This is a genomic window from Paenibacillus sp. JGP012, assembly GCF_014203995.1.
GTDB classification, from domain to species: domain Bacteria; phylum Bacillota; class Bacilli; order Paenibacillales; family Paenibacillaceae; genus Paenibacillus; species Paenibacillus silvae.
On record NZ_JACHKG010000033.1, the window covers coordinates 19,587 to 44,245 of the forward strand.

Sequence of the window (24,659 nt, forward strand, 5' to 3'; positions counted from 1 at the left end):
CTTTCCGCTATCCTTTGTTTTAGTTTCAAATTCAAACAATGGATTGGAACCGGTTCGATGGAATTATCATAAAGGATCATTTTATATTTTGTCAACGCTTTCTCGGGAAATCAGCTCAACATCCAGAATCGTCTTCTGCCTTACGCTCTGCCCTTCTACAAGCTGACTAATGTGGGCTGCGGCAAGCTTTCCTGCCTGCGAATAATGATATTTCACGGTGGTCAGTGTTGGATGAATCATCTCCGTAATATCATAGTCGCCAAACCCCGTTACCGATAAATGCTGCGGAATAGAAATGTTCCGGGAAAATGCCGTTTTCATCACACCCATTGCAATATTGTCTGTTGCCGCCACAATTAGCGTGGGCATGCTTGCTTCCAGAATGGTCTGTGCTGTAACAACTGCTTCTGACATCTTAAAGCTGGTCTCGTAATATCTGACCTTACAGTCGCTGCACTCGGCTACAGCGCGTTGAAATCCGCGTTTGCGATGAATACCTACAGCCTGGTCTTTCTCGCTAACTCCAAGGTACACAATATCCCGGTGTCCCTGTTCAATTACATGTTTCCCCATGACATAACCCGCCTGATCATCGTTATGAATCAGACTGTGCAGCAGTTCATGCTGCTGTCCCACAAGCAATACCGGAATTTGAATGTCCTCAATAGCCTTCAGATGAGCATCGGTGATCTCAGCAGCCAGCAGAATAATTCCTGACACCTTTTGTCTGGCAAAATCATAAATGGCATCAATTTCGCGCTGCATATCCTGACTCGTATTGGCAATAAGCATCTGATATTGGAGCCCTCTCAGCTCCTCGTCAATGCCAATCAACGTCTGGGAGGTTGCATACGAATCCAGACGTGGAACAACCGTTCCGATAATGCTTGTCTTTTTCGCTTTAAGACTGCGCGCAAACGTATTCGGAACATAATTATATTGTTTAATGATACGCTCTATTTTCTGACGGGTATTCTCACTAACCGAGCCGCCGTTCAGGAAACGCGACACCGTGCTCTTCGCCACACCCGCCATCTGAGCAATATCGGCAATGGTTTTATTCATAAAGAAACTCCTCTGGGTCTAAATAAGTTGCACTAAAGATAATTTACACGGGCACTTCGATGACAGAATAACCTTCCAATCGCTGTTATCCCCAGATTTTTTGGATTCCTTCTTTAAGGGGAAAATCCGGTGATAAAGGCGACCGCTCCGCTTTTACAGGTTTTTTCTGTCCTCTCCGTTTCTGTGTAAATGATTAGTCCAACTTATTTATAAAATCGTACTTCTAAGTATTATACCTCGAATTATAGTCCTCAGCGAACATAACAACATTATAGCAACATAAACTTTCCCACACCAAAAAGCCCGGCACACGCAGAGATTCACACAGAAGTGTGTTCCAATGCGCACCGGGCTTGATCAACTTGTCAAACCTCAATAATAATCGGCAGGATCATCGGTCTGCGCTTCGTTTGCGCGTAAATATAATGACCGATCTCGTCCTTCAGCTTGCGTTTGATCACATTCCACTGATTCACGCCAGCCCCCGTCAATTCTTCCATCCGGCTGACAACCCGCTCATGAAGTTCTTTCATGAATTGCTCCGAATCCTTCACAAACACAAACCCTCTTGAAATAATCTCGGGGGGAGCGACCATCTGCTTCTCTGTTTTGCTGAGTGTAGTGACGATGACCAGCATACCGTCCGAAGACAGCTGCCTGCGATCCCTGAGTACAATGTTGCCCACGTCACCGATCAGCAGCCCATCAACCAGACTGTTGCCTGATGGGATCTTGGGACCTGATGAAGCGACCCCTTCCCCGTACTCAACCATTTCTCCGTTATTCACAATGAAGACATGACTTTGCTCAATACCGACAGATTCAGCAAGCAGCCTGTGCTGATACAGCATACGGAACTCGCCATGAATCGGAACGAGATAATCCGGTTTCATCAAGGTGAGCATCAGCTTCAGCTCCTCCTGACTGCCGTGCCCTGACACATGCATGCCCGCTGCTCCACTGGAGCCATAGATGACACGTGCCCCCAGTACATACAGGTTGTCAATCACATGGGCCAGGTTTCGTTCATTCCCAGGTATAGCTCCCGCAGCAATAATCACGGTATCTCCGGATTCAATGCTGACTTGTGGATGTTTGCCAGCAGCAAGACGGGACAACGCCGCCATCGCTTCACCCTGGCTTCCCGTACATAACACAACAACCTGCTCGCGCGGGAATTGTCCTGAATCCGCTGCCTCAATTAACAGCCCGTCTGGAACATCCAGATATCCCAGTTCACTTGCCACACTCACCACGTTAATCATACTTCGTCCCAGCAGCGCCAGCTTGCGTCCAGTCTGAAAGGCGGCATTCACAACCTGCTGCACTCTGCTGATATTCGAAGCAAAGGTAGAGATAAATACTTTTTGCTTGGCCCGAATAAACGCATCGAGAATGTGATCTCCGACCACACGCTCCGAAGGGGTAAAGCCTGGTCTTTCCGCATTGGTGCTCTCCGAGAGAAGCACGTGCACTCCCTGCTTGCCAATCTCGGCCATCCGATGCAAGTCAGGAAATGGACCATTCACAGGAGACATGTCGAATTTGAAATCCCCGGTATGTACCACATTTCCCGCAGGTGTCTGAAAAAAAATCCCGAGACAATCCGGAATGCTGTGACTCGTTGCAAAGAAAGAAACCTCTATACTGCCCAGCGTCAGCCGGGAATTCGCATCAATGGTGTGCAGGTCTGTCTGGCGCAGCAGGTTGTGCTCTCTCAGCTTCAACTCAATCAGACCACGTGTCAGTCTGGAGGCGTACACGGGAATATTCATTTGTTTTAACAGGTAAGGTATCCCGCCGGTATGGTCTTCATGTCCGTGCGTAACAACCAGAGCCCTCACTTTATCGACATTTTCGAGCAGATACGTAACATCCGGAATGATCAGATCAATACCCGGCATCGTCTCGTCAGGGAATTTGGAACCGCAGTCAATGACAATAATGTCCTGATCGTACTGGATCAAATACATGTTTTTTCCGATTTCGTTCACGCCGCCAAGTGCAGCGACATACAGCTTGTTATGTGCCAGCTTCAAAATGCATTCATCCTCCCTAACATCGCGTTCCTCGATTTCTTGTCTCTCTCTAATCTCAATTCTTGTCTATCCCTAGTATGGAAAGAAACGCTTTGGTTATGCACAAGTAAGTAGGTATGCCAAAAAACCACATACGGAAGTTTTCATTCCGCAGTGGCTTATCAGTTAACTTACATAACATTTATGCTCTTTGCAAAAGTATGTCCTGCTCATACGATTTGACTTCCTTAATCCACTGTTCACGAACAGGCACACCCTGCTGGGCACAATAATAGTCCCACACCGCACCGAACGGATAAGATTTGAATTCTTCCGTCAGCGCAAGGCGTGTCGTATAATCGCCCTCCAGCTCCGCCTGTTTCAGTGCATCCACTGGCTCCAGCATCGCCCGCAGCAGGGCCTTGATCGTATTGCGCGTACCGACAACCCATGCCGCTACACGGTTAATGCTGGCATCAAAAAAGTCCAGTCCGATGTGTGTCGTACCCAGCAGCTCATGACGTACCAGCTCACGGGCAATTTCAAGCAATTCATCGTCCATGATCACGACATGGTCACTATCCCAGCGCATCGGCCGGCTGACATGCAGCAGAATGCCACTCGTAAATAAAGCCAAAGAGGAAAGCTTGCCCGATATCACTTCTGTTGGATGGAAATGCCCTGCATCCAGGCATATTAAAGTGTTATTTTGCAAGCCGTAGCCCATATAAAACTCATGTGAGCCTACAACGTAAGCCTCTGAACCAAGACCAAACAGCTTGCTCTCCACCGCATCCAAATTGTGCTCCGGATTCAGCGGTTCCGCAAATACTTCGTCCAGTGAGTCCTTCAGACGTTTGCGCGGTGACATGCGGTCTACCGGGTTATCCTTGAAGCCGTCCGGTATCCAGACATTGGTCACACAGGTTTGACCCAATTGTTCGCCGAAGTATGCGCCGATTTTCCGTGAAGCTTTACAATGATCGATCCAGAATTGGCGAATCTCCGGGTCAGGGTGACTGAGCGTGAAGCCATCGCTTGATTTTTCATGGGAAAAACAAGTCGGGTTAAAGTCCAGTCCAAGTCCGTGCTCTTTCGCCCACTTTACCCAGTTCTCGTAATGCCGCGGCTCGATCTGATCCAGTTCCACGTGTTCATCTGTGTCGGCGTAGATCGCGTGCAGATTCACTTTATGTTTACCCGGAATGAGTGCAAAAGCCTGCTCCAGGTCGGCACGAAGCTCCGCAGGCGTTGTTGCTGCACCCGGATATTGTCCCGTAACCGATATGCCGCCAGTCAACTCCCCTTCCTGGTTCAGAAAACCTTTGACATCGTCTCCTTGCCAGCAGTGCACGGAGACTTTAATATCTGCCAGCTTGCTCAGTACATCATCTGTATTGATGCCATGCTGTGCATATAAAGCCTTTGCCGCTTGATACGCTTGTTCCACCTGATTATGCATTCGTCAAACCTCCCTTAACGTGTAAATGCTGCCGGTACACCACCATCAACGGTCAGCATACAACCTGTCGTTTTCTCTGATTTCGATGAAGCGAAGAAGGCAATACCTTCTGCGATATCTCTCGGGTAGATGTTAACGAGCAGCGTTGTGCGTTTACGATAATATTCTTCCAGTTGATCCGGCTCAATGCCGTAGGCAGCGGCCCGTTCGTTTCTCCATGAGCCGTTCCAGATCGCTGATCCTTGTAAAATCGCATCCGGTAGAATCGTGTTAACCCGAATGCCATATTCTCCGCCTTCTGCTGCTATGCAGCGTGCCAGATGTGCTTCAAGTGCTTTGGCCGAGCTGTAAGCAGAAGCACTTTTTCCTGCATATACCGAGTTTTTGGAGCCGATGAAGACCATGCTGCCACCGATGCCCTGCTCCTTCATCAGTTTGAACGCTTCACGAGCAACCAGGAAATAACCGGTGCCCAGCACGCTGATGTTCAGGTTCCATTCCTTGAGTGATGTTTCGTCAAAAGGACTGGACGTGGCAAGACCTGCATTGTTCACAATGATGTCTACACCACCGTATTGCAAAGCGCTTTCAGCATATGCAGCCTGTACTGCTTCCTCATCCGTAACGTCCATCTTGAGTGCAAATGCACGATTGGCACCATATTGATCGTTAATTTCCTGTGCGACCTTCTGCGCACCCTCCAGATTAAGATCTGCAAGCACCACATGTGCACCTTCCGAAACCAGTTTGCGTGCTGTTTCACTGCCAATACCGCCTGCGCCGCCCGTAATAAACGCCACCTTACGTGAAAACTCTGTCTCTGCCGGAGCCAGTGACAATTTGTACAGCTCCAGCGGCCAGTACTCCACATTGTAAGATTCGTTGGCACTGAGTGAAACAAATTTGCCGAGGCTTGTCGCTCCGCGCATAACCGCTATTGCCCGATGGTACAACGCACCGCTGACTTGTGAAAGCGCCCAGCTCTTGCCCGTATTAATCATACCTACGCCCGGAATGAGAATAACGCGAGGGGCCGCTTCAAACATCACGTCGCCTTCGTTCTTGTTATCTTCAAAATATTGCTTGTACTGCTCCTTGTACGCAGCAATGCCTTCCGCAAGTTTCACTTTCAGTCCATCAATATCATCTGCATTCGGCGACCAGTCAATAAAGAGTGGTACCACTTTGGTATGCACCAGATGATCCGGGCAGGCTGCACCCACCTGGGACAATTGAGCCGAATCCGCTCCACCTGCAAAAGCAAGCACATCATCCTGATCGTCAAAAGACAAAATCATCTTTTTGCTGTCCGACACCGCTCCGCGAATGACAGGCATTACCCTTGCTGCAATCTGACGACGTGTTTCTGCCGGAAGTGCCGGATGTTTAACGCCGCCAAACAGCTCAGCTTCATTCACACGTGCCTCAATAAAGGCTTCCGCTTCATTAATAATTTTGATCGTCTGTGCGTAACAAGCCTCAGAGGTTTCCCCCCATGTGACCAGACCGTGCTTCTCCATAAGTACAAGCTCGGCATTCGGATTCGCGAATACGCTTTCAGCAATCATCTTGGAGAGAGTGAAGCCCGGACGGACATAAGGAACCCATACAAAACGATCACCGTATATTTCACGTGCCAGCTCTTTTCCGTTATCTGCACAACATAAGCTGATGATTGCATCCGGGTGAGTGTGGTCCACATGTTTGTATGGAAGGAACGCATGCAGCAGCGTTTCAATGGAGGCACGCGGATGTTTGGCATCAATCATGCAATGTCCAAGGTATTCCACCATCTCTTCATCAGACATCGAGTCACGTTCCATAAGAGGGCCGATATCCTCAAGTGCCAGTCCGGTAAAATGCTTGGCTTCCATGGAAGCCAGATCTGAGCCGCTTCCCTTCACGTACATCACTTCGACATCACGCCCGCGAAAATCCTTCACCGTTGTTTTGACAGAAGTATTGCCACCATAAATATTGCACACCCGGCGATCCGTTCCGATCAGATTGGAACGATAAACCAACTGCTCAAGTCCTGTTTTTTTCTCAGCTGCCTGCGCTTCATTCCATAAACTCTGTACCATTTGTTCCCCTCCGATAATGTTTGTTTTCTTCCTTATTCGAGTGTATCATCTTTGTTTTATTTTGAAAACAAAAACTTTTGTTTGTAAACGGAAATATTCAAAGAAATAAACAAAACAAAAATCAAAATCACTGTTCCAACCGATAATGTGTAAAACAAAAAACAGGACAAAGCACCGTAACCTCTGCCTTGTCCTGTTCTATGTGAGTCGAATTTACTTTCATTTCGCCCCATTCGAATGACGTACTTAGAATATTCCTGCTTTTTGGGACGTGTTTTTGATTCCGTATGTGTCGTTAACTACCGTATTACCGTAACTGGTCAAGCTGCCGTTTGGACCAGTAGCCAGATCAAGGTATCCCAGACCGGAGCTATTGCCATACCACGACCAGGCCAGCCAGCCTACTTCCTTCTCCTGCCCATATCTCATAATTGCATGTTCATCTACGTCACCATTAGTGTGATAACCACCGAACTCACCAATAATTAACGCAAGCCCTTTATTGAGTACATTTTCCATGTTTGTTTTGACTGTGGCTGCATCCTTGCCTGCATACTCATACATGTGTATGGAAAATACCGTATTTTTCATGGAATCAGCTGCAAATACACTTTGACCATAATCCACAATCGATTGCGGATATTGTCCCCAGCCTGCCGCATCAACAATCAGTGTATTTTTAATTCCTGCGTTTCTGAGCTTTGGAATGGCTTTTTTATACCCTTCTGCCCATGCACTGCCGTTCCAGGTTCCATACCATTCATTCGCAATATTTACGATGACTCGATCCTCTTTGCCGATCAAAGCCTCTTTCATGCTGATCCAGTAATTTACTGTGGCATCCAGGGATTCATAATCATCCTTGCCTGTTGCATCATGAACTTCAAGCACAGCAATCATTTTATTCTGATTGACCACATTAATAACGTTTTTAACCGAATTCAAATCATCCTTGGAATATAACACTCCGTTGGACAGAACGATCCGCACCGTATTGGCTCCTGTTTTGGCTATTGCAGGAATAGCTGTGTTCAGATCATTTTTGAACCAGGAATGCCCGTGATTCACTCCCCTCATGACAAAAGGCTTGCCCGTCGAATCATACAATTTGTTCCCGCTAACATAGAAGCCAGATGCAGCAGATACCTTAGGTGCCCCGCTTGCCAGGGACATGAACATGAGAGCAGCAATCAAAGCAAACATTGTACACTTTTTCAGTTGCAGCATTCGTTTTCAACCTCCTGTTATTGTAAATGAACATCAAAATAAACTTTATGCAGGCACCTAAGCATTCTGCACTGTACTGTATGAGCTATATCTTATTCAGAACAGCTTCAAGGCTACCCGATCATGCGGAACGATGCGAATCTGCTGGAACCTGCCCAGCTCTACACCGTGAAATCGCTCCACGTAGGCCTGATTCACATAGTGCTCGGTCGTTTCCTTCCGAAGAGGTGTAATCAACAGCCGCAGGGCGTGACTATGCAGCAGATGCCGTGATTGTTTCAAACCGATTTTCCACGGCTGTCCGTACTGATTGTGTTTCGGCAACATCAAGCAAGGTGATCGCTTCTTCCCACATACCGCACTCCGCATAATCCGCAGTGATGTGCAGTGATGTGCAGATAATTGTGGACATCCCCCCGCATAATTGTACCGTAGGTTGGAATGTCTCTCTGCTCTTCCCATACGCGAACCTTCAATCCTGCAGAAACCTGTTCCAATTTACGCTCACTCCTTGCCTCGTAATAGGTTGATCATACGCTGGCACCAGCAAGTGTAACATTGACATTCAGCGGTTCTTCATGGACGATCTTCGGATTGTTACGCTCCGTTATGGAAACAATTCAAAACATGACAGAACACGATGGAAGAACATTCTAACGTTGTGATGTGATAATACAGAGTTGCAAAACATCGTAACAGACAAAGAGAGCACCCTTCACTGCTGGATGCGGTGACAAGGTACTCTCTTCTTTACATGCAGAATTGATGGAATCAGCCCAGGTACAATTTCTATTGGGTTGCCATGTTTATTTACGTCTTGCAAAATCCACAAATATAAACTTGTCCGGCCTATGCCGTGATTCGGTATACTGGAACTGGCTGGTGTCCTCAAGATAGACCTGGCTTCTGACAACAACAACATTATGAAAGCCTTCCAGATCCAGCAGCTCCCGGTCCTCAGCCGTCGGCTCCTCTACCAGAATTTCTTTTTTGGCGTAGGAGATCGACAACCCCAGTCCCTGCTCAATATATTCATAGATGGAATCTTGACAGATATCCTCATCAAGCCCGGGGATTAAACGCTGGCTGATGTAATCCTTGTCCAGAATAACCTGCTCCCCGTCCACCTTACGAACACGATTAATCTGCCAGACTTGCTGCTGCTGAGCAAAGCCCGTCTTTTGGCTCAATGTCTGATCTACCGCTTGTTCTCTGAAAAGTTTTACAACGGTTTGGGCACGGTGTCCCATCTTCTGCGCCAATTCTTTAAAGCTGACCAGGCCCGATACGGGAAAATCAATTTTGCGTATGTCCAGCACAATGGAGCCTTTCCCCTGAATCTTCTGAATATAGCCTTCCTCATACAGCATCTTGAGCGCTTTACGTATCGTTTCTCTGGAAGTTTGATATCGTTCTGACAGATCCAGCTCCGATTGAAGCAGTGTGCCCGCCTCAATCTCTCCATTCCGAATACGTTCCGCAATATCTTCGTATATTCGGATAAATTTATTGTTCATTTTTCATCACCATAGCTCATTACCCTTTTTATCATATTGGCAACCTGTAATCTCGTTCAATGACTCCTACTTCTCATTTCTGATTTTGACCAAAGCTTCGTCAAGAACACCTATTACTCTATCACACCATTGATCAAACTCAGGATCATCAATCTGTAATTCAGGGTGCTCCATGATGTGCTTGATTGTGCTGCGAATCCCTTGATCCGCCCTCGTAGTTGCTACAAATTCAGGCACGAGCCGTTTCAGCTTGCTGTTGTCAAATACAACCGTATTGGCCTTATCTCCAAGCAAACCGCCTCGCAAGTCCAAATCGCTGCTGGCCGCCAAAAACTCGGAAGGCACATGAACGGCATGCAGCTTGACGCCAAGCGCGTCCGCAATAATCTCATGAATCTGGTTCCAGGTGACAGACTCATCCGAGGTGATATGTACAGCTTCACCAATGGCATGAATGTTGCCCATCAATCCGATAAAACCTTTGGCAAAATCGGTATTATGTGTAATCGTCCATAACGATGTACCATCACCGTGAATGATCACCGGTTTATTTTCCAGCATACGCTTGAGGACCTGCCAGCTGCCCTTCGCACCATGCACGCCAAGCGGCACCGATTGGTTGCCATACGTATGGCTCGGACGAACAATCGTTACAGGAAAGCCTTCGTCCCGGTACAATTTCAACAGATAGTCTTCACATGCAATTTTGTATCGGGAGTATTCCCAGAATGGATTGCTTAAAGTCGTGCCTTCAGTGATTCTGTAGTCTGATAGCGGTGTCTGATATGCTGATGCAGAGCTGATGAAAATGAACTGCCTGGTTTTGTCTTTGAACAAACGATAGTCTCTCTCCAGCTGAGATGGTGCAAAAGCAATAAAGTCTGCCACAACATCAAATTCAAGATCGGCAATCAGTTCGGCTACTCGACTCTCATCATTAATGTCAGCCTGAAGGACCCGGACTTCTGCGGGCAATTCATCGTTATGGTTCCCACGGTTGATCAAATACAGTTCGCAGCCCTGCTTCGCAAGCATCTCTGTAATTGCCGTGCTTATGGTGCCTGTGCCTCCAATAAATAACGCTTTCATTTCTGCACCTCCAGATCAATTTGCATCCACGTTCATGATAGCATGCACGACAAAAAGGAGCAAAGTCCGTTAGAACGAACTCTGCTCCTGCTATACAAATTATATCACCTTGATCGTTCCGTAAATCATATACATACCGCAGTGAAGTTCGTATTCTCCCGGCTTGACGTTCTGATCCACTGTGTAATAATTGTCTCCCTTTTGCATATACAGGTCCATGCCTAATTTCTCTGCAGCAACCGATTTGACATGTGTCACGCTCCGGGTCAGAATGAAATTGATTTTCGTAGGCACCCCGGATTTTACCTCAATGACATTAGGCTCGAATCCATCGTTGCTTACGTTAACATCAATAACTTCATATCCTTTCAAATCCTCTGGTGTCTCGGCTTGAGCAGTCACTGCTTTGCCTGATCCCGGGGATACGTCTTTACCCATGAAATATACAAAAAATGATCCAAGCAGGGCAACCACGGCTACACCCAAAGTTAATAAAGGCCATGCTTTCTTAAACCAGCTATTCATATGAACACTCCTTATTGCGTTGTCCCATCTTCATTTGTGAGGTGGATGGATGTACTTTACAAGCATACCCCATTCACTGCTTATTGAAAATGACCCCTCCGGGCTATTCCCTGACTAACCTGTGAACAAAATGAGAAAAGGCCTGATTTCTCAGGCCCTTTATGACATTATGCATGGACAGCAGGTTCCAGCAACTCACTCAGGAATATAAAGGACGGCTCTGGCTCTGGCTTCGTCTCATTCGCATTTTATACAATTCTGGCAGAGCGACACCGATTAAAACGATGACCACACCGATCCACTGCAATCCGCTCACATGCTCATGCAGCACGATCGAAGATAACAGCACCGCAACCGGAAGCTCCACCGCGCCCAGAATGCCAGCCATATCTCCACCGATATGCGGCACTCCGATCGCAAACAGAACAGGTGGGATAAATGCGCCGAAGAATCCCAGCAGCAATCCGAACACAAGCAGCTGACTCCAGATCAAGCCGTTGAAGAGAAAGGTCGGCGGGAACAGTATACATAACAGGATCAAGCCCCCTGTAACCATCCAGGCACTGCGAAATGCCGGGTGTGCAGAAGGTACGGCTTTGCCGCTAAAGAGCACAAACAAGGAATAACTGACCGCAGCCATTAGGCCAAGAGCAATACCAAGGCCGCTGAATTCACCAAGCCCCTGCTCCAGAAAACCTGCGGCGAGCAATGTCCCGCCAAACAAAATGAGAAGTGTCAGGAACGTCACTTTATCCGGGCGCTGACGTTTGCTGATCGCCTGAATCAGTACACTGATCCACGTAAATTGAAAGAGCAGAATAATTGCTAGTGAGGCAGGTATATAACGCAACGATTGATAATAAACAAGACCGGTAATCACGGTTGGTGTACCTGCCGCCATCAGCAGCAGACGCTGCTTCCAGGTCAAACGCGTAAACACGGTCGAAGCTGACGCTGACGCCGCGTTTCCGTTACGCTGTAAACCGCGCTTGGTTCTGCGTCCAGCTCTGAAACGAGTGTATAATGCCAGCATCCAGGATAGAATAAAGCCGGTAATCAGCTGAGTACCCACCACTTCGCCAAGCTGGTATCCTTGACCATAAGCGAGCACAACAATCGTGGAAAGGATACCGTAACTCATCGCTCCTGCCAGGACAGACAAATAATATTTCATGATTCAATAAACCTCCTGATGATCCAAAATACGTCCCGAATTCGGGTTTAAGTAAGGTCACAATGATACATCTGTCAAATTGTCAAACGCAAAAAATCCTAACTCCGTGCAAGGAATACGTTGATTCCCTGGCATCGTAGTTAGGAAGTATAGGCTTCCCGTAGAGACCCTCGCCCTGTGTACACTTTCGGCCTGCGAGGTTATACGAAATGAAATATGCAATTTGAGATATCACTCATGTGACGACTTTTCATATATTACATGCGGAGTGAGATTGTGTCAACCCCATTTCAATTTTATTTCAAATTTGAGTTTTCCCACTCCAGTGTAGTCTGCAGCCCTGCTTTTAACCCTTCCAGATCCAGCCCGTCCACGGCAAAAGCATCCCGAATCAAGGATGGTGCGATAAACTCGTCATACTTGCCAAGATAAGGCGCTTCGTCCTCCGCTAACAGTGCAGAAGCGTCTTGCGCCATACGGCATTCACTCATCATCTCGGCTAACAACGTGCGTTCATCCACTTTGCCCGAAACGACAAAATAATATGGCTCCATCGGCACGACCGAACGCAAAGCCAGCCTTTCCGCCAGATTATGCTTCATCAGCCGTTCCAGCGTACGGAACGCCTTGCTGCCTACCCACGGCAATACATACATGGAATCCCCGCCTGCCGGAATGACAACCTGCTTGAGCAAGCCGCTCTCTCGTGCAAGGCGTCTTGCCCGTTCCAGCCGATTGACGGCTTGGGGAGACAGATAAGGGTAGATGACCGAATCGGACAGCACCTCACGCATTTTTTGAACAACAGCGGTATGAATATCTCCCCCTGCCCCAAGCCACAGCGTATCGACCTTGCCTTTGGCCGGCTTCACATACACAGCCTTATGCTTGTGATCCACCTCTTCGACCTTCCACAGCTTGCCTGCAAGCGAGAAGCAGTACCCCGGTGGCGGAACCGTTGTGATGGACCCGATCTCCTCCGAGCCGTTCAGCACTTTATGCTCTTCATCATCCTTAAACACGGCATAAAAGCGATAGTTGTTCACAATCTTTTCGCCTGTGAGTCCGATAATCAGCGTCTGCTCCTCGGTCCACTGCAGATGGTCTGTCTCAATCAGATAATTGAGGAAGGCTTGATATTGATCGGGTGTAATCTCTGAAAATGGTGCCAGGCTGAGAATGGCTGCGGCAAGTTCTCTGGGTTCCGCTTCCCCCATGCTTTTCAGCATGCTCATGGTCTGATGATACAGGACACCAATCGGCATCCTCCGAGCCTCCAGCGGCTCTACCCATTTGGTTCTGACATACAGCTCAATGACAGCAATGGCGCGCATTAACGTCCATGGCATACGAGCAGGAAGCTGCGCCTCCTCGTCCTCTTCCTCGGGGCAGACAAAAAGCATCTCCGATGCCATGTCATCACGCCTCCCTGATCGGCCAAGCCGCTGTACAAAGCTCGATGCGCTGTAAGGTGCCCCCAGCTGAACCACCCGCTCCAATTCTCCCAGATCGATCCCGAGTTCAAGCGTCACTGTCGCTGCTGCAACAGCCGGACCTGTACCCGTGCGCAGTGCCGCTTCCGTTTCTTCTCTCAGCATGGCCGAGATGCTTCCATGGTGCACATGGAACACATCACGCTCCTCTCTTCGCGCAGCGACTCGTCGCATCTCCAGAATCGTCACTTCCGCATCGGTTCGGCTGTTGGTGAAGATCAGTGCTTTTTTACGATGTGTGCTCTCATATATAAAGTCATAATAGGCTTTACGCGCATGATGCAGCTGCTCGGCCTGTTCCTCGTTCTGTGCATCCGGGAATGAAAAATGCTCTACCCGCAGCCTCAGCTTGCGACCGCCGGGTGAAGATACAACATCCACGCCTTGCCGTGTTCCCGCAGCCAGCCAGGCGGTAGCTGTATCATAATCACTCAATGTGGCCGATAGCCCTACTCTGCGCGGAGCACAGCCAGCCATACGTTCAATCCGGGCCAGCTGACTCAGCACCTGGATGCCCCGATCTGCTCCCATAAAGGCATGTACCTCATCAATGATGACATAACGCAGATCGTGAAAAAGAGCTGGAATGGCATTCGGCCGATTCATCAGCAATCCCTCCAGCGACTCGGGTGTAATCTGCAGCACCCCTGACGGATTTTTCATCAGCTTGGTTTTCTCCGCCTGAGGTACATCTCCATGCCAATGCCAGACTGGAATATGACCTTCGGACAACAGGTCTTTCAGACGTTCAAACTGGTCATTAATCAGTGCTTTCAAGGGTCCAATATAGAGAATTCCCACCGACTTGGAGGGCTGGTCATACAGCTCGGTTAATGCAGGAAAAAAAGCAGCCTCCGTCTTGCCAGAAGCCGTACCTGCCGCAATCAGCATATGATGTGAGGTATGAAAGCAAATATTGCACGCCTCAATCTGGGCAGGACGCAGGGCTTCCCATCTTTTTTTATATATAAACTCCTGCACAAACGGGGCCAGTCTGTAGAATGGATTGTCACTCATAGCTCAAACTCCGCCAGAAAATCATCCAGGTCGTCCCCTTCGGTTGAACCCGATTTTCCCTGCATGGAAGCTTTGGCCTGTGCTGTTCGCTCACCGAGCAGCTGCTCATACGTCACTTCCGGATTCTGATGCAGCGTATGCAGCACATCCATAAAGTCACGCACCACTTCCCGTGTTGTCAAAAGCTCATCTGCTCCCAGGCGATTCACCGCCATTTGCATAAAATCAACTAATTGTTCATCGCTCAAGCTCGCTGTATACGCAAAATGAAGCGCATGGATCTGGCGCAGCTTCTGCAATAAAATCAAAATCTCTTCATGCGACAGCATTGCCAGCTTTAGGATAGGTCCGGTATAATTGGCATACGCACTGGCTGCATAACGACCGTCAACAAGTCTTGAACGAAGGGCTTCGTAGCTGTATAAGCCGCGACGTTCATCCTCTACAAACTGAGGTGTTCCCCCCACAAAAATACCCAGATGCTCTGCTTTGCCCTGCATCGTATCGTTAAACATGGTCAGCAGCTTCTCGTAATTGCTTTGGCGTGATACGCTATTTGTAATTTTATACAGGTTCACCGCTTCGTCGATGAAAAGCAGCAGTCCCTTGTAACCGATACGTGCCGTAAATTCAGACCACAATTTGAAGTAGTCGTACCAGTTATCGTCATCAATAATGACGCCGACAGACAGCTCCTTTTTCGCCTCCGTTTTGGTCGCATATTCCCCCCGAAGCCAGCGGAGTGCTGACTGCTTCTGGTCATCGTCCGCATGTTTGTAACCATTCCAGTACGCTGCCAGCACCTTCGCAAAATCAAAACCGTGAACCAGATTCTGCATCTCACCTGCCACCATATAAATCTGCTTTTCCACCTCTAATGTCAGGGCAGGGTCATCCGGGCGCAAATTCAGAGCATTCATCGTCGTCTGCTGCAAACCTGCAATCCATTTTTGCAAAATAGGCTCCAGCGCGCCTCCGTCCGGACGTGTGCGGGTAGATAGACGCGTCATCAGTTCACGATACGTGGCCAGTCCCTGACCTTTTGTGCCGACAAGCCTGCGCTCCGGGGATAAATCCGCATCCGCAACAACAAATTCACGATCCATCGCATAGTTGCGAATCATCTGTAAAAGAAAGCTTTTACCGCTTCCATATCGGCCTGTTATCAGCTTGAACGCAGCACCGCCTTCAGCGATATTTTCCAAATCCCGCAGGATCGCCTCCACTTCCGGCTTACGTCCCACAGCAATCTGCTCCAGCCCGATTCGTGGAACAACCCCTGCCGTTAAAGAGTTAACAAGTGCGGTGGTCAAGCGTCTGGGAATTTTAATTGCCGACTGTCCATTTTCCGAAAAATTCAGGTTGCCCGTTTTATGTTCTGTCACAGTTAACACCTCTTCACATGTTCAAATACATCCATATACTCAGGAGCAATCCGATCTCCGTCTATGAGCAGATCACCAATCGTCTCCATTGCAATATCATTGATTTCATCCAGTAAAAGCGCGGGCATTGTTCCTGTTTCATTCGCCAGACGCATCAGCTCGGCATCTACATGATCACCAAGCAGCACTTGAACAGCCTTCACATGCCTCGGCTCCAGCTGCCCGGCAAAATCATGCCATTCTTGCTGCAAGCTGGCTGAAGCGGACTCGTCCCATTCCAGTTCAATCTTCGCTGAAGCTGTATCTTCCCGCAGGAATTGTTCCTCTGACTCTACAGAGGATTTTGCTGCGAGCAGTTCGTTCATCTCTGCTGCTTCAATTGAGATTGTGGCTGCTGTGCTCGCTTGTTCCCGGCTCTTGCCATCTTGTTGCTCCGTGAACCTCGGCGCTGCAGGCATCTGCTCTTGGTATGGTTCAATCGTTTCAGACTCTGCAGCAGCTTCGGAAGCAGAATCAAACCCGGATTGCTCCGTTTCCTCAATCGTCAGTGCCTTGCGGACATACTCACTGTCCTCCTGCAAGGAGGCTAGCTTTGCTGTATCAATCTGAATTACGGGTGCTGGTGCTGTCTCCGTTTGTTCAAGCGCATACGCTTTCTCTATGTACCGCTCAATCACACGGGCAAGCTCAGGTTCCAAGGTTTTGCCACGCAATCGACCTCTGAAGCCCAACAGCTCTCGAAGCTTATTCTCTGTACAGCGATATATTCTCGTTAACCGCTGCACAAAATCCGTTTGTTCACCAAGCGGAAAATAAGTAAACGAAACAGACCTGCCATAGATGGACTCGTCATACACCGCTTTGCGAAACAGCGTACGCTCCATCGTCTGCTCAGCCCCCCGGCTTATCTCCGGCAGCAGTCCATGCGGCTGCGTTCGCTTCATATAGGAATGCGCTACAGCCATGACCTGGGGAATGTATCGTTTCATCACTGCTTTGCCGCCGTCCCGATAAAACGTGTTAAGCGAGATATCATAGTCATAATATCGCTGCAGCATCTCCAGCGTGAGATCAGAAGCATTTTCTTCCATAATCCGCTGTAATTCATTGTCCAGCAATGGTGCAGGCAAATAACCGCCAGCGAGCAGCATGACCTCATGCAGCCGCGGCTGAAGCTCGTGCACGAGCACAAAATCGACTATCCACTCCTGCATATACGCATCTAACTGAGGCAGCCGTTCACGATAATGAATCCACAGCCGCTTTAATTGCTCGTAACCCTGCTCGGGATGCAGCCAGCCTATGCCATTGATCAATTCATAGATATGCACAAACAGATACGAGAGATCGACATCAAGGTAATTTCCCTGACGCACCTCTGTTCTCCAGTACCAATACCAGCGGAGCTGCGCATCATTCATCACGCCATAAGTCGGCCAGTAGCTCATAAACGGAACAGACAACGTCTCTTCTCCTGTGACCTCTGCAAGCCTTATTGCTTCTTCCACAAATCGCTTCTCCGAGGACAAAACAGCACCAGTCTGTATGCGTGCTTCACGACTATGGTTCGCCAGGGAAGAGCGATCGGGGATGCGAACGGACGCAGGCTCTATATCTTCACTTATATCTATTTCCATGAATTCCAGCTGTTCAGAATGATCTCTCATCGGAATGGAACCCACCTCTTTCACAACAAAATACGAACACGTGTATCCATACGCATCATTATAACACTTGTCTGTCCTCTGTGCGCAGCAAATTGATACATTCTTTTCACACCAAAAAAGAAGGCATGTCTGCCCTCTTCCATGACTGATCCACCCTCTAATGTTACAGGCGACATATGCATTTTTCTTGATATGCCGTGCGGTCTTCTCACTTATCGTTCAGTATTAATCCACTGATCCAGCAGGCGAAACGTCTCCGAAGCCGTGTGCACAACGCTATCATGATCTTCCGGTGTCAGAACGGTTTCCTGAAGTAACTGCATAAACTCGCTCCATCTTGCTCGCGTCTCCGTGCCATAGGCATTGAAGTATTGCAGTCCACGATCTGCTTCAATCGGCAAAAATTGCGTCAAACGTTTGGTCAGAATTTGCCCTCCATTCGTTGAGCCTTCAATGACATACATATACCCGAACAGTCGTGCCGGGGTAGATATATCGGGAAGCTCCGTGCAGCGTGGAAGCTGGCTGATCTGCTCCTCGTCTGCTCCAAGATGAAGCAAATCCTGCTCAAGTAGGCTCGCTTTACCTCTCACAGCCATATCAAGTCCTGTCTCTGCCCAGAACGGCTGCATAACAGCCTGCTCCTCCAGCGGCTTCAGGAACCCGTAAAATTTCTCAAGGTATTTTTTATATTGGTCCATCGTTATCGTGCGATCCATCATTGCTTTCGCGTAAGCATTCTGTTCCACTTGTCTATGGTAATGTGCTGTCTCCTGCTTCAGACGTTCCATAATAGTAGCTGCTGTCATATCTAGGCTCCCCTTTCCTTCTGTGATTCTTCACTGCTTGAACTATGGATTCGGAGTTATGGAGTTAGACTTGATTAATCTAAGACTCTATCGTAAGTATACTTTCTCCCGTACTGGAAAACTAGATAAGTTGAACTAAAGATTTTACACACATCACTCCGATGACAGAATAACCTGGAGAGTAGCGGTTATCCCCAGATTTTTTCGATTCCTTTTTCCAAAGCAACATAACTACGAATCAGATTAGCTGATATATCACTGGTTTTTATATGTAAAAATGGTACACTAACGCTATATCCTTATATTGAAGGAAGGAAGCTGACGCACATGACGGATCAATTATCACCCGAGAAATCCAAAGAACCTCAGGTACAAGATGTTATACTGCATCTCACACAAGACATTACACTGCTCGAAAACACGGTGGACCAGCTCATCACAGGATCAGCAGATCAAGTCATTACGGGTATTGTTGTAACATTCATGCCCACACAGCATGTCATTGAACAGGCCATTCAGCAGGGAGCCAACCTGATCATTGCGCATGAGTCCCCTTTTTACAATCATCATAGTGCTACAGATTGGCTTGCAGCCGACCCCGTTTATACGTACAAAAGAAACATGATTGATCAAGCAGGCATTGCAATCTTTCGCTGCCATGATATTATTCATCGCTACAACCCGGATGGAATTACAGAAGGTCTTATATCCGATCTTGGGTGGAATACATACGTGAGTCAGCGTACATCAGAGACGGATGTTGTTTCATTTCCCGAGGAAATGACCGTTCGAGCTGTCGCGCAGCAGTTGAAGGAGCAGCTTGGCTTAGAATATGTTCGCATTGCGGGGAACCATGAAACCGTTTGCAGACGTGCGGCTGTCCTGGTTGGATTCCGTGGCAACGGGCATGTCACGATTCCTCTAGTGCAGAACGAGCATATTGATCTGATTATTGCAGGCGAAGGATTTGAGTGGGAGACACCTGAATATATTCGTGATGCGATGCAGCAGGGCACATCAAAAGCTCTGATCATGGTGGGTCACGCCGAAAGTGAGGCACCGGGAATGAAGCTATTGGCAGACAGACTGGCTGCAGCGTTCCCAGTGGTTGAGGTTTCTTTTGTAAAGGAGCGCCCGGTGTTCGAGGTGATTTGATATAAACGTGCTGCCCACGACAGCGTTTTTGTTCTAACGATCTCAGATGAGCTTATTTGGGGGATTCAGCGCCTTTTGGAAATGTAACGATTCCCAGGAGCCTTATTTTGCTGAAAACACATAATATACGCCTAATTCACCATCGAATTACTCAAATAAGCTTTCCTCGGATCGTTAGAATATAAAACGGTGTAATATCGCCACAATAGCGTTTCTGGGAATCGTTAGAATTTACTGCTTCCCCCTCTCCTCCTTATTAGTGTTTACGCATACATATTCACATCTCACATTCTTCCCTCATAAATACTCTCACCTTACTTATACTCACTTCTTACTTACTCACTTACCTTTTACTTACTCCTTACTTACATTCCTTTCATATTTATACTCAGTATCTCAGTTGTGCCCCTTACCTAGTTGCTTGCCCAGTTGCTTACTTACTTTGTTGCACCCAATTACCTACTGGCGTACTCATATTCTCACCCTCCCTGACGCTAACTTCCTTACTCACCCACTTTCTCCTCCTAACCTACTCACTTCCTTTCGACTGCTAACCTACTGTCTCTTCCTTTGTTTGCTCCTTCTTTACATCACCTCCTTGCCCTAACTCACATGCCATATTTTCTCATCTAACTCACGTTCTCTTTTCTCATGATACCTCACGTCCCAAATGCCCATACGCCACGCCAGCTCACTTTCATCTCACGCGACCTAACTTTTCTTCTCACACGACCTAGCTTTCCATCTACTCTCAAGCTGCTCACCTCGCATCCACGCTCACTCTTCCTCATTTCGCACCTACCTACACTCACACTTCCTAAAACTAGCTTTAGCTCCCGTCTGTCTACCTACATCACTAACTCCTTGCTCTCCCCTGCTCTCCCTCCTTCCTTATTCGTATGAACTCATACATACTCCATCCTTCCCTCATACTTACTCTCCTGATAACTGTCAGCTATTTCAACATGCATTGCTTCATCCCGGCATTTCACACACATTTCCCACCTTTCGTCTGGTTTTTGCCAGAGCTTTATTGTACGCTAAATGCTGTGAATTTCAGATTCAGGACATTTGTCCTTGGCTAATATGATGAATTTATCTTTTAATAGAATTCGAAGTCATGTAACGAAGGAGCGTACGAAAAAGGATGAGAGGAATTATATTTGCCGTGCTTGGCGGAGCCTGCATTACACTGCAAGGGGTTGCTAACGCCAGAATCAGTACAGATATAGGTACATGGCAAGCCGCAACCATTACTCAATTGACGGGTTTTATCCTTGCAGCGATCATTTTGATGTTTGTGCGGGATACCCATTTACAGGGAATTAAACAGGTCAAACCGATGTATCTTGCTGGCGGAGCATTCGGAGCCGTCATTATTTTCAGCGAAGTCACAGCGATTCAGCAGATCGGCGTGACCTTCACAATCTCGGCGCTGTTAATTGCACAATTGTTTTTGACGTTTTTGATCGACAGCAACGGATGGTTTGGCGTACTTAAGCAAAAGATGAAACTGCCGCAATTCATTGGCATTGCGTTAATGATCACCGGTGTCATCATTATGAAGCTGTAAATCCGAAGGAACGCAGGGGTGAAACCATATGGAAGAAACTCAACATTCTCAACAAATCATGCACTATTTGCAGCAATATCAACTGGAGACGGTCTTTCACGAGAACCTGCGTCCACATATGACCCTATGTCAATTTGATAAATGCGAGCTGATTTGCCGCGAGGGCGAAGCATCTGAATACTTATACGTGCTGGTTGAGGGGAAAATCAAAATTTTCACCACCTCTCCGCAGGACAAAACACTGGTGCTCTGTTTCAAAACACCACTCGAGGTGGTCGGGGATATCGAATACGTTCGTGAAAGCAACACGGTGAACACTGTTCAAGCGGTGTCGCCTGTTGTTATGCTGCGCATTCATTACCGCTGGCTCACCGAGCTTGCCAGTGATTATGCACCTTTACTGCAATTTTTGTTAAAAATCATCTCACACAAGTTTTACATTGATTCGAACTTCTCCAATTTTAATCTGATGTACCCGGTGGAGGTCCGTTTAGCCAGTTATTTGCTTTCGATCTCAACGGATGAAGGCGGCACGGTCATACATGAGGAACTGGATGCCTTTAACCTGACGGACATAGCCAACCTGATCGGAACCAGCTATCGACATTTGAATCGGGTGATACAGAAGCTCTGTTCAGATGGATATATTGAACGGCATCAGGGACTGATTCAGATCAAAAACCGTGCTGGCCTGCGTAACATTGCGGGTCACAACATTTATGAATAAGGAGTCTGACTATACGTATGATCATCACTGGAGTTTTACTTGCACTTCTGGCAGGTTCCCTGGTAAGTCTGCAAACGATATTTAATAGTAAAGTCAATGAACGCACAGGGTCATGGTCCACCACAACGCTGGTGCTGTTTACGGGATTTATCGCTTCTTTTCTTATCTCCATGCTTGTTGAAGGGAAAAATACATTCAGCCTGCAGCATATGCAGCCATGGTACTGGTTGAGCGGTGCAATCGGCGTTGGTGTTGTGTTCTGCCTTGTACAAGGCATGAAGCTGCTGGGCCCGACCTATGCGATATCCATCGTGTTAACCTCTCAGCTGAGCTTTGCCTTATTGTTTGATTCCATGGGCTGGCTCGGTCTGGAGCCCATTCCGTTCTCCTGGAACCAGCTGCTCGGTGTACTCGTCATTGTAGGCGGCATTGTGCTGTTCAAGTTTGGCGGGCTGAAAAAGGAATCGTCCGATTCATCGGATAAGTCACCTCACACAGTTCAGAGTGAATCCTGATGTAAAATGTATCCCATTCTTTATCACAGACACGAACTGGAAGAAGTTATCGTAGATGACTCTGGTAAGTTATCGTTCGTTTACTTAGTAAAAAAAGGAGAGTTCCTAATTATGAATTAAAGAATTTCTACTTCCCCTTATTCAAGCGCTTGGACTTCACTTCATTGACCGGCAGATAAAAACGTCTCACAGCATAACTATCTTCACACTCAAATCCAAAAAATAATCCCACCGGCGGTGTAAAATCTTGGGAACTAATTGAACTGTCAGCTAACTGCTGCCTGTCATTGCTTCGACAATTCTCATTTAATACTTGTAAAAGAACACCAGTCTTTTTTTCATAACGACTGGTGTTCTTATGGTTTGTTTAATTCATATACGATCCGTTCTCCAGTACCAAAACTTTGATCCTTGAGCAATGATAAACCGCTCTAGCCATGTTTCAAAGTTGCTATGTAAATCGCCAGAGTACTCTACAGGATTTGAACTTTCGCAAAGCAGTAAATATTCTTGATTCTCAGTGCTCCAGCGGTCTAAGTCAATTAAAATACGATCTTCTAAGATGTTCGCTATGACAATTCTCCTATCTGAAGCTTCATTATAATGTATAACATCTTGTACGGAATATAAAAAGTTTTCCCCACCATACTCAAGATGTTCAAACAAGGACGCTCCGTTGCTTTCGCGTAAGAAGTTTATGTAATCTAAAGGTAGCGAAGTTGAAAAATAATTGGTAAGCTCTTTAATTTTATCTTCAGTAGCACTTGGTTTAAATTTGTTAATAACAGTCCTTTTTCCAATAGGGGTAAGTATTTCAATTCGACCATCATTCTGATTAGAAATTTCTCTTAATGCTCTGAATACTGACATTTCATCGCTCCTTATTAAAAAACTGGCTTTATAGGGATAATACCTATAAAGCCAGTTTATCACATTAATATCCTACGAACCAAGGACTAACAATTGTTTCATGGACTCTTGCTGGAATAGGGATAATATTATCAAATGCATTAGTGCCACCAAGATTACGTGGCCTTACATGGTGTGTATGTGTCACTAATCCGTCCCAATTCCAACCGTTATTTGGAAATTTCTCGCTATATTCTTTAATATATTTATAGCGGTCATCAGAAGTCCAAGGAATCGAAGTTGTTCTTGCCCAATCTGTTCTTGATGGCTCTGCCATAGTTTTGTTAGAGTAAGGGTCATAGTGGAATGGATAAACAGTTGCATGTTTGTTGGTTAGAATTTGTCTTGTTTGTGCGCTATCTGTCCCCATGACGACACCAAGAATATTTTTTATGGTTAATTTAGCTTCACCAAAATAAAATCCTGTTTGGGATATTTTCTTCGTGCAAGTAACCGTTTTACCTTCCTTAACATTTAAGATGCCTTGAATTATTGCAGTACATGCCCCAACACTTGTTCCAGTTGTTCCACGCTGGATACCCCGATAGAGAGTATAGGTTAAATCAATCCTATTAGGCTTTGAACCTATAAATCCATTAATGCGAAATGAGAGATCAGCTTCTGCTGCACCTTCGATTGGAGTCAGTAAGACACCATATACTACACCACCTTGAGCCATAGGTGTTACTTGACTAAGTGATTCAATGGTTTCGTTTGGCTCAAGCATACGAGTGGACTGTGCTCCTGTAACTTTGTCATAGCTTAATAAGTATTGAACCTCTTCAATTTCATTTGGATTTTGTTTTTCACTTTGAACATTATTGACAACGGATGGTTCCACAAAAGCAATTTCGTTGTTCCCCAGTACGTCTAACACTACAACTTCATTGCTTACATCTTGTTCTGCATTAGCAGATAGAGGGAGTAACGTTACAATTAGAGTTACAGTGAGAAGACTTAATAGATAGTTTTTGATCTTTTTCATAATATTATGGCTCCTTCATTCAATTTACATTGATGACTGACAAGGAAAGTGTTTTCCACCTCCTTTTTTACATAATATTATAAATTTTACCATATAATAAAATAAAAAGATATAGATATTCTATTTTACTTAATATCTCAACAAAACGAAGACGTGCTTTATATATCTGTCAATATTTAATCCTTTAATTAATAAATATGGCAAAAACAACACAATTCATTTGCAGTGAAGTTAATAAATACAAATTTTTCAATTCTATACTT

At 46.7% G+C, this 24,659-nt stretch carries 21 protein-coding genes; 4 read left to right on the forward strand and 17 right to left on the reverse strand.

The window, feature by feature from the left end; translation table 11 throughout:
* Nucleotides 1-81 precede the first annotated feature (81 nt).
* From HNR77_RS25600 to HNR77_RS25670, 15 genes are all read right to left on the reverse strand, one after another.
* A complete protein-coding gene (locus tag HNR77_RS25600; RefSeq protein WP_184190379.1) occupies nt 82-1,065 on the reverse strand; it encodes a LacI family DNA-binding transcriptional regulator in 984 nt (327 codons plus the stop codon).
* A gap of 365 nt (nt 1,066-1,430) precedes the next feature.
* A complete protein-coding gene (locus tag HNR77_RS25605; protein ID WP_184190381.1) occupies nt 1,431-3,104 on the reverse strand; it encodes a ribonuclease J in 1,674 nt (557 codons plus the stop codon).
* 181 nt (nt 3,105-3,285) lie between these two features.
* The gene (gene rhaA, locus HNR77_RS25610; RefSeq protein WP_184190383.1) at nt 3,286-4,545 is read right to left on the reverse strand and encodes an L-rhamnose isomerase; all 1,260 of its coding nucleotides are present in this window, start codon (nt 4,543-4,545) and stop codon (nt 3,286-3,288) included.
* A gap of 14 nt (nt 4,546-4,559) precedes the next feature.
* Entirely contained in the window at nt 4,560-6,629 is a 2,070-nt protein-coding gene (locus HNR77_RS25615; RefSeq protein WP_184190385.1) for a bifunctional aldolase/short-chain dehydrogenase, read from the reverse strand.
* A 246-nt stretch (nt 6,630-6,875) separates the two neighbouring features.
* Nucleotides 6,876-7,832, reverse strand: coding sequence for a glycoside hydrolase family 5 protein (locus tag HNR77_RS25620; protein ID WP_397367574.1), 957 nt, complete (start codon nt 7,830-7,832; stop codon nt 6,876-6,878).
* A gap of 120 nt (nt 7,833-7,952) precedes the next feature.
* Nucleotides 7,953-8,183, reverse strand: a complete 231-nt coding sequence (locus tag HNR77_RS25625) for a hypothetical protein (protein WP_184190388.1) — start codon at nt 8,181-8,183, stop codon at nt 7,953-7,955.
* Nucleotides 8,183-8,353 (reverse strand): hypothetical protein, encoded by a 171-nt coding sequence (locus tag HNR77_RS25630; protein WP_184190390.1) that lies wholly within the window; start codon nt 8,351-8,353, stop codon nt 8,183-8,185. Before HNR77_RS25630 ends, HNR77_RS25625 begins: the two co-directional genes overlap by 1 nt.
* Nucleotides 8,354-8,662: 309 nt before the next feature.
* The gene (treR, locus tag HNR77_RS25635) at nt 8,663-9,373 is read right to left on the reverse strand and encodes a trehalose operon repressor (RefSeq protein WP_184190392.1); all 711 of its coding nucleotides are present in this window, start codon (nt 9,371-9,373) and stop codon (nt 8,663-8,665) included.
* A gap of 66 nt (nt 9,374-9,439) precedes the next feature.
* On the reverse strand, nt 9,440-10,462 hold the full coding sequence (locus HNR77_RS25640; RefSeq protein ID WP_184190394.1) for an SDR family oxidoreductase: 1,023 nt from the start codon (nt 10,460-10,462) through the stop codon (nt 9,440-9,442).
* A gap of 99 nt (nt 10,463-10,561) precedes the next feature.
* A complete protein-coding gene (locus HNR77_RS25645; protein ID WP_111272825.1) occupies nt 10,562-10,987 on the reverse strand; it encodes a cupredoxin domain-containing protein in 426 nt (141 codons plus the stop codon).
* A 199-nt stretch (nt 10,988-11,186) separates the two neighbouring features.
* Nucleotides 11,187-12,161 carry an EamA family transporter gene (locus tag HNR77_RS25650; RefSeq protein WP_184190396.1) on the reverse strand — a complete coding sequence of 325 codons (975 nt, stop codon included), beginning with the start codon at nt 12,159-12,161 and terminating at the stop codon, nt 11,187-11,189.
* A gap of 296 nt (nt 12,162-12,457) precedes the next feature.
* A complete protein-coding gene (locus tag HNR77_RS25655) occupies nt 12,458-14,671 on the reverse strand; it encodes a DEAD/DEAH box helicase (protein WP_184190398.1) in 2,214 nt (737 codons plus the stop codon).
* Complete coding sequence (locus HNR77_RS25660) at nt 14,668-16,056, reverse strand: ATP-binding protein (protein WP_311768673.1); 1,389 nt, start codon at nt 16,054-16,056, stop codon at nt 14,668-14,670. Before HNR77_RS25660 ends, HNR77_RS25655 begins: the two co-directional genes overlap by 4 nt.
* A 2-nt stretch (nt 16,057-16,058) precedes the next feature.
* The gene (locus HNR77_RS25665) at nt 16,059-17,723 is read right to left on the reverse strand and encodes a TerB N-terminal domain-containing protein (RefSeq protein WP_184190400.1); all 1,665 of its coding nucleotides are present in this window, start codon (nt 17,721-17,723) and stop codon (nt 16,059-16,061) included.
* A gap of 212 nt (nt 17,724-17,935) precedes the next feature.
* Nucleotides 17,936-18,532 carry a biliverdin-producing heme oxygenase gene (locus HNR77_RS25670; protein ID WP_184190402.1) on the reverse strand — a complete coding sequence of 199 codons (597 nt, stop codon included), beginning with the start codon at nt 18,530-18,532 and terminating at the stop codon, nt 17,936-17,938.
* A 327-nt stretch (nt 18,533-18,859) separates the two neighbouring features.
* On the opposite strand from HNR77_RS25670, the gene HNR77_RS25675 reads away from it, so the two are divergent.
* The 4 genes from HNR77_RS25675 (at nt 18,860) to HNR77_RS25690 (ending at nt 22,502) form a co-directional block, all read left to right on the forward strand.
* On the forward strand, nt 18,860-19,687 hold the full coding sequence (locus HNR77_RS25675; protein WP_184190404.1) for a Nif3-like dinuclear metal center hexameric protein: 828 nt from the start codon (nt 18,860-18,862) through the stop codon (nt 19,685-19,687).
* Between the two features lie 1,147 nt (nt 19,688-20,834).
* The gene (locus HNR77_RS25680; protein WP_184190406.1) at nt 20,835-21,260 is read left to right on the forward strand and encodes a DMT family transporter; all 426 of its coding nucleotides are present in this window, start codon (nt 20,835-20,837) and stop codon (nt 21,258-21,260) included.
* 28 nt (nt 21,261-21,288) lie between these two features.
* On the forward strand, nt 21,289-21,987 hold the full coding sequence (locus tag HNR77_RS25685; RefSeq protein ID WP_184190408.1) for a Crp/Fnr family transcriptional regulator: 699 nt from the start codon (nt 21,289-21,291) through the stop codon (nt 21,985-21,987).
* A gap of 20 nt (nt 21,988-22,007) precedes the next feature.
* Entirely contained in the window at nt 22,008-22,502 is a 495-nt protein-coding gene (locus HNR77_RS25690; protein ID WP_184190433.1) for a DMT family transporter, read from the forward strand.
* Between the two features lie 372 nt (nt 22,503-22,874).
* On the opposite strand, the gene HNR77_RS25695 is transcribed toward HNR77_RS25690, so the two are convergent.
* Both HNR77_RS25695 and HNR77_RS25700 read right to left on the reverse strand, forming a co-directional pair.
* A complete protein-coding gene (locus HNR77_RS25695; protein WP_184190410.1) occupies nt 22,875-23,372 on the reverse strand; it encodes an SMI1/KNR4 family protein in 498 nt (165 codons plus the stop codon).
* A 64-nt stretch (nt 23,373-23,436) separates the two neighbouring features.
* Nucleotides 23,437-24,396, reverse strand: a complete 960-nt coding sequence (locus HNR77_RS25700) for an HNH endonuclease signature motif containing protein (RefSeq protein ID WP_184190412.1) — start codon at nt 24,394-24,396, stop codon at nt 23,437-23,439.
* Nucleotides 24,397-24,659: the final 263 nt, after the last annotated feature.

What these genes read in the sequence shown, in the direction of transcription:
- HNR77_RS25600 (WP_184190379.1), bottom strand. Translation starts at nt 1,065, where the DNA reads ATGAATAAAACCATTGCCGATATTGCTCAGATGGCGGGTGTGGCGAAG.
- rhaA (WP_184190383.1), bottom strand. Translation starts at nt 4,545, where the DNA reads ATGCATAATCAGGTGGAACAAGCGTATCAAGCGGCAAAGGCTTTATAT.
- HNR77_RS25615 (WP_184190385.1), bottom strand. Translation starts at nt 6,629, where the DNA reads ATGGTACAGAGTTTATGGAATGAAGCGCAGGCAGCTGAGAAAAAAACA.
- HNR77_RS25620 (WP_397367574.1), bottom strand. Translation starts at nt 7,832, where the DNA reads ATGTTTGCTTTGATTGCTGCTCTCATGTTCATGTCCCTGGCAAGCGGG.
- HNR77_RS25625 (WP_184190388.1), bottom strand. Translation starts at nt 8,183, where the DNA reads ATGTTGCCGAAACACAATCAGTACGGACAGCCGTGGAAAATCGGTTTG.
- treR (WP_184190392.1), bottom strand. Translation starts at nt 9,373, where the DNA reads ATGAACAATAAATTTATCCGAATATACGAAGATATTGCGGAACGTATT.
- HNR77_RS25640 (WP_184190394.1), bottom strand. Translation starts at nt 10,462, where the DNA reads ATGAAAGCGTTATTTATTGGAGGCACAGGCACCATAAGCACGGCAATT.
- HNR77_RS25645 (WP_111272825.1), bottom strand. Translation starts at nt 10,987, where the DNA reads ATGAATAGCTGGTTTAAGAAAGCATGGCCTTTATTAACTTTGGGTGTA.
- HNR77_RS25650 (WP_184190396.1), bottom strand. Translation starts at nt 12,161, where the DNA reads ATGAAATATTATTTGTCTGTCCTGGCAGGAGCGATGAGTTACGGTATC.
- HNR77_RS25655 (WP_184190398.1), bottom strand. Translation starts at nt 14,671, where the DNA reads ATGAGTGACAATCCATTCTACAGACTGGCCCCGTTTGTGCAGGAGTTT.
- HNR77_RS25665 (WP_184190400.1), bottom strand. Translation starts at nt 17,723, where the DNA reads ATGAGAGATCATTCTGAACAGCTGGAATTCATGGAAATAGATATAAGT.
- HNR77_RS25670 (WP_184190402.1), bottom strand. Translation starts at nt 18,532, where the DNA reads ATGACAGCAGCTACTATTATGGAACGTCTGAAGCAGGAGACAGCACAT.
- HNR77_RS25675 (WP_184190404.1), top strand. Translation starts at nt 18,860, where the DNA reads ATGACGGATCAATTATCACCCGAGAAATCCAAAGAACCTCAGGTACAA.
- HNR77_RS25680 (WP_184190406.1), top strand. Translation starts at nt 20,835, where the DNA reads ATGAGAGGAATTATATTTGCCGTGCTTGGCGGAGCCTGCATTACACTG.
- HNR77_RS25685 (WP_184190408.1), top strand. Translation starts at nt 21,289, where the DNA reads ATGGAAGAAACTCAACATTCTCAACAAATCATGCACTATTTGCAGCAA.
- HNR77_RS25695 (WP_184190410.1), bottom strand. Translation starts at nt 23,372, where the DNA reads ATGTCAGTATTCAGAGCATTAAGAGAAATTTCTAATCAGAATGATGGT.
- HNR77_RS25700 (WP_184190412.1), bottom strand. Translation starts at nt 24,396, where the DNA reads ATGAAAAAGATCAAAAACTATCTATTAAGTCTTCTCACTGTAACTCTA.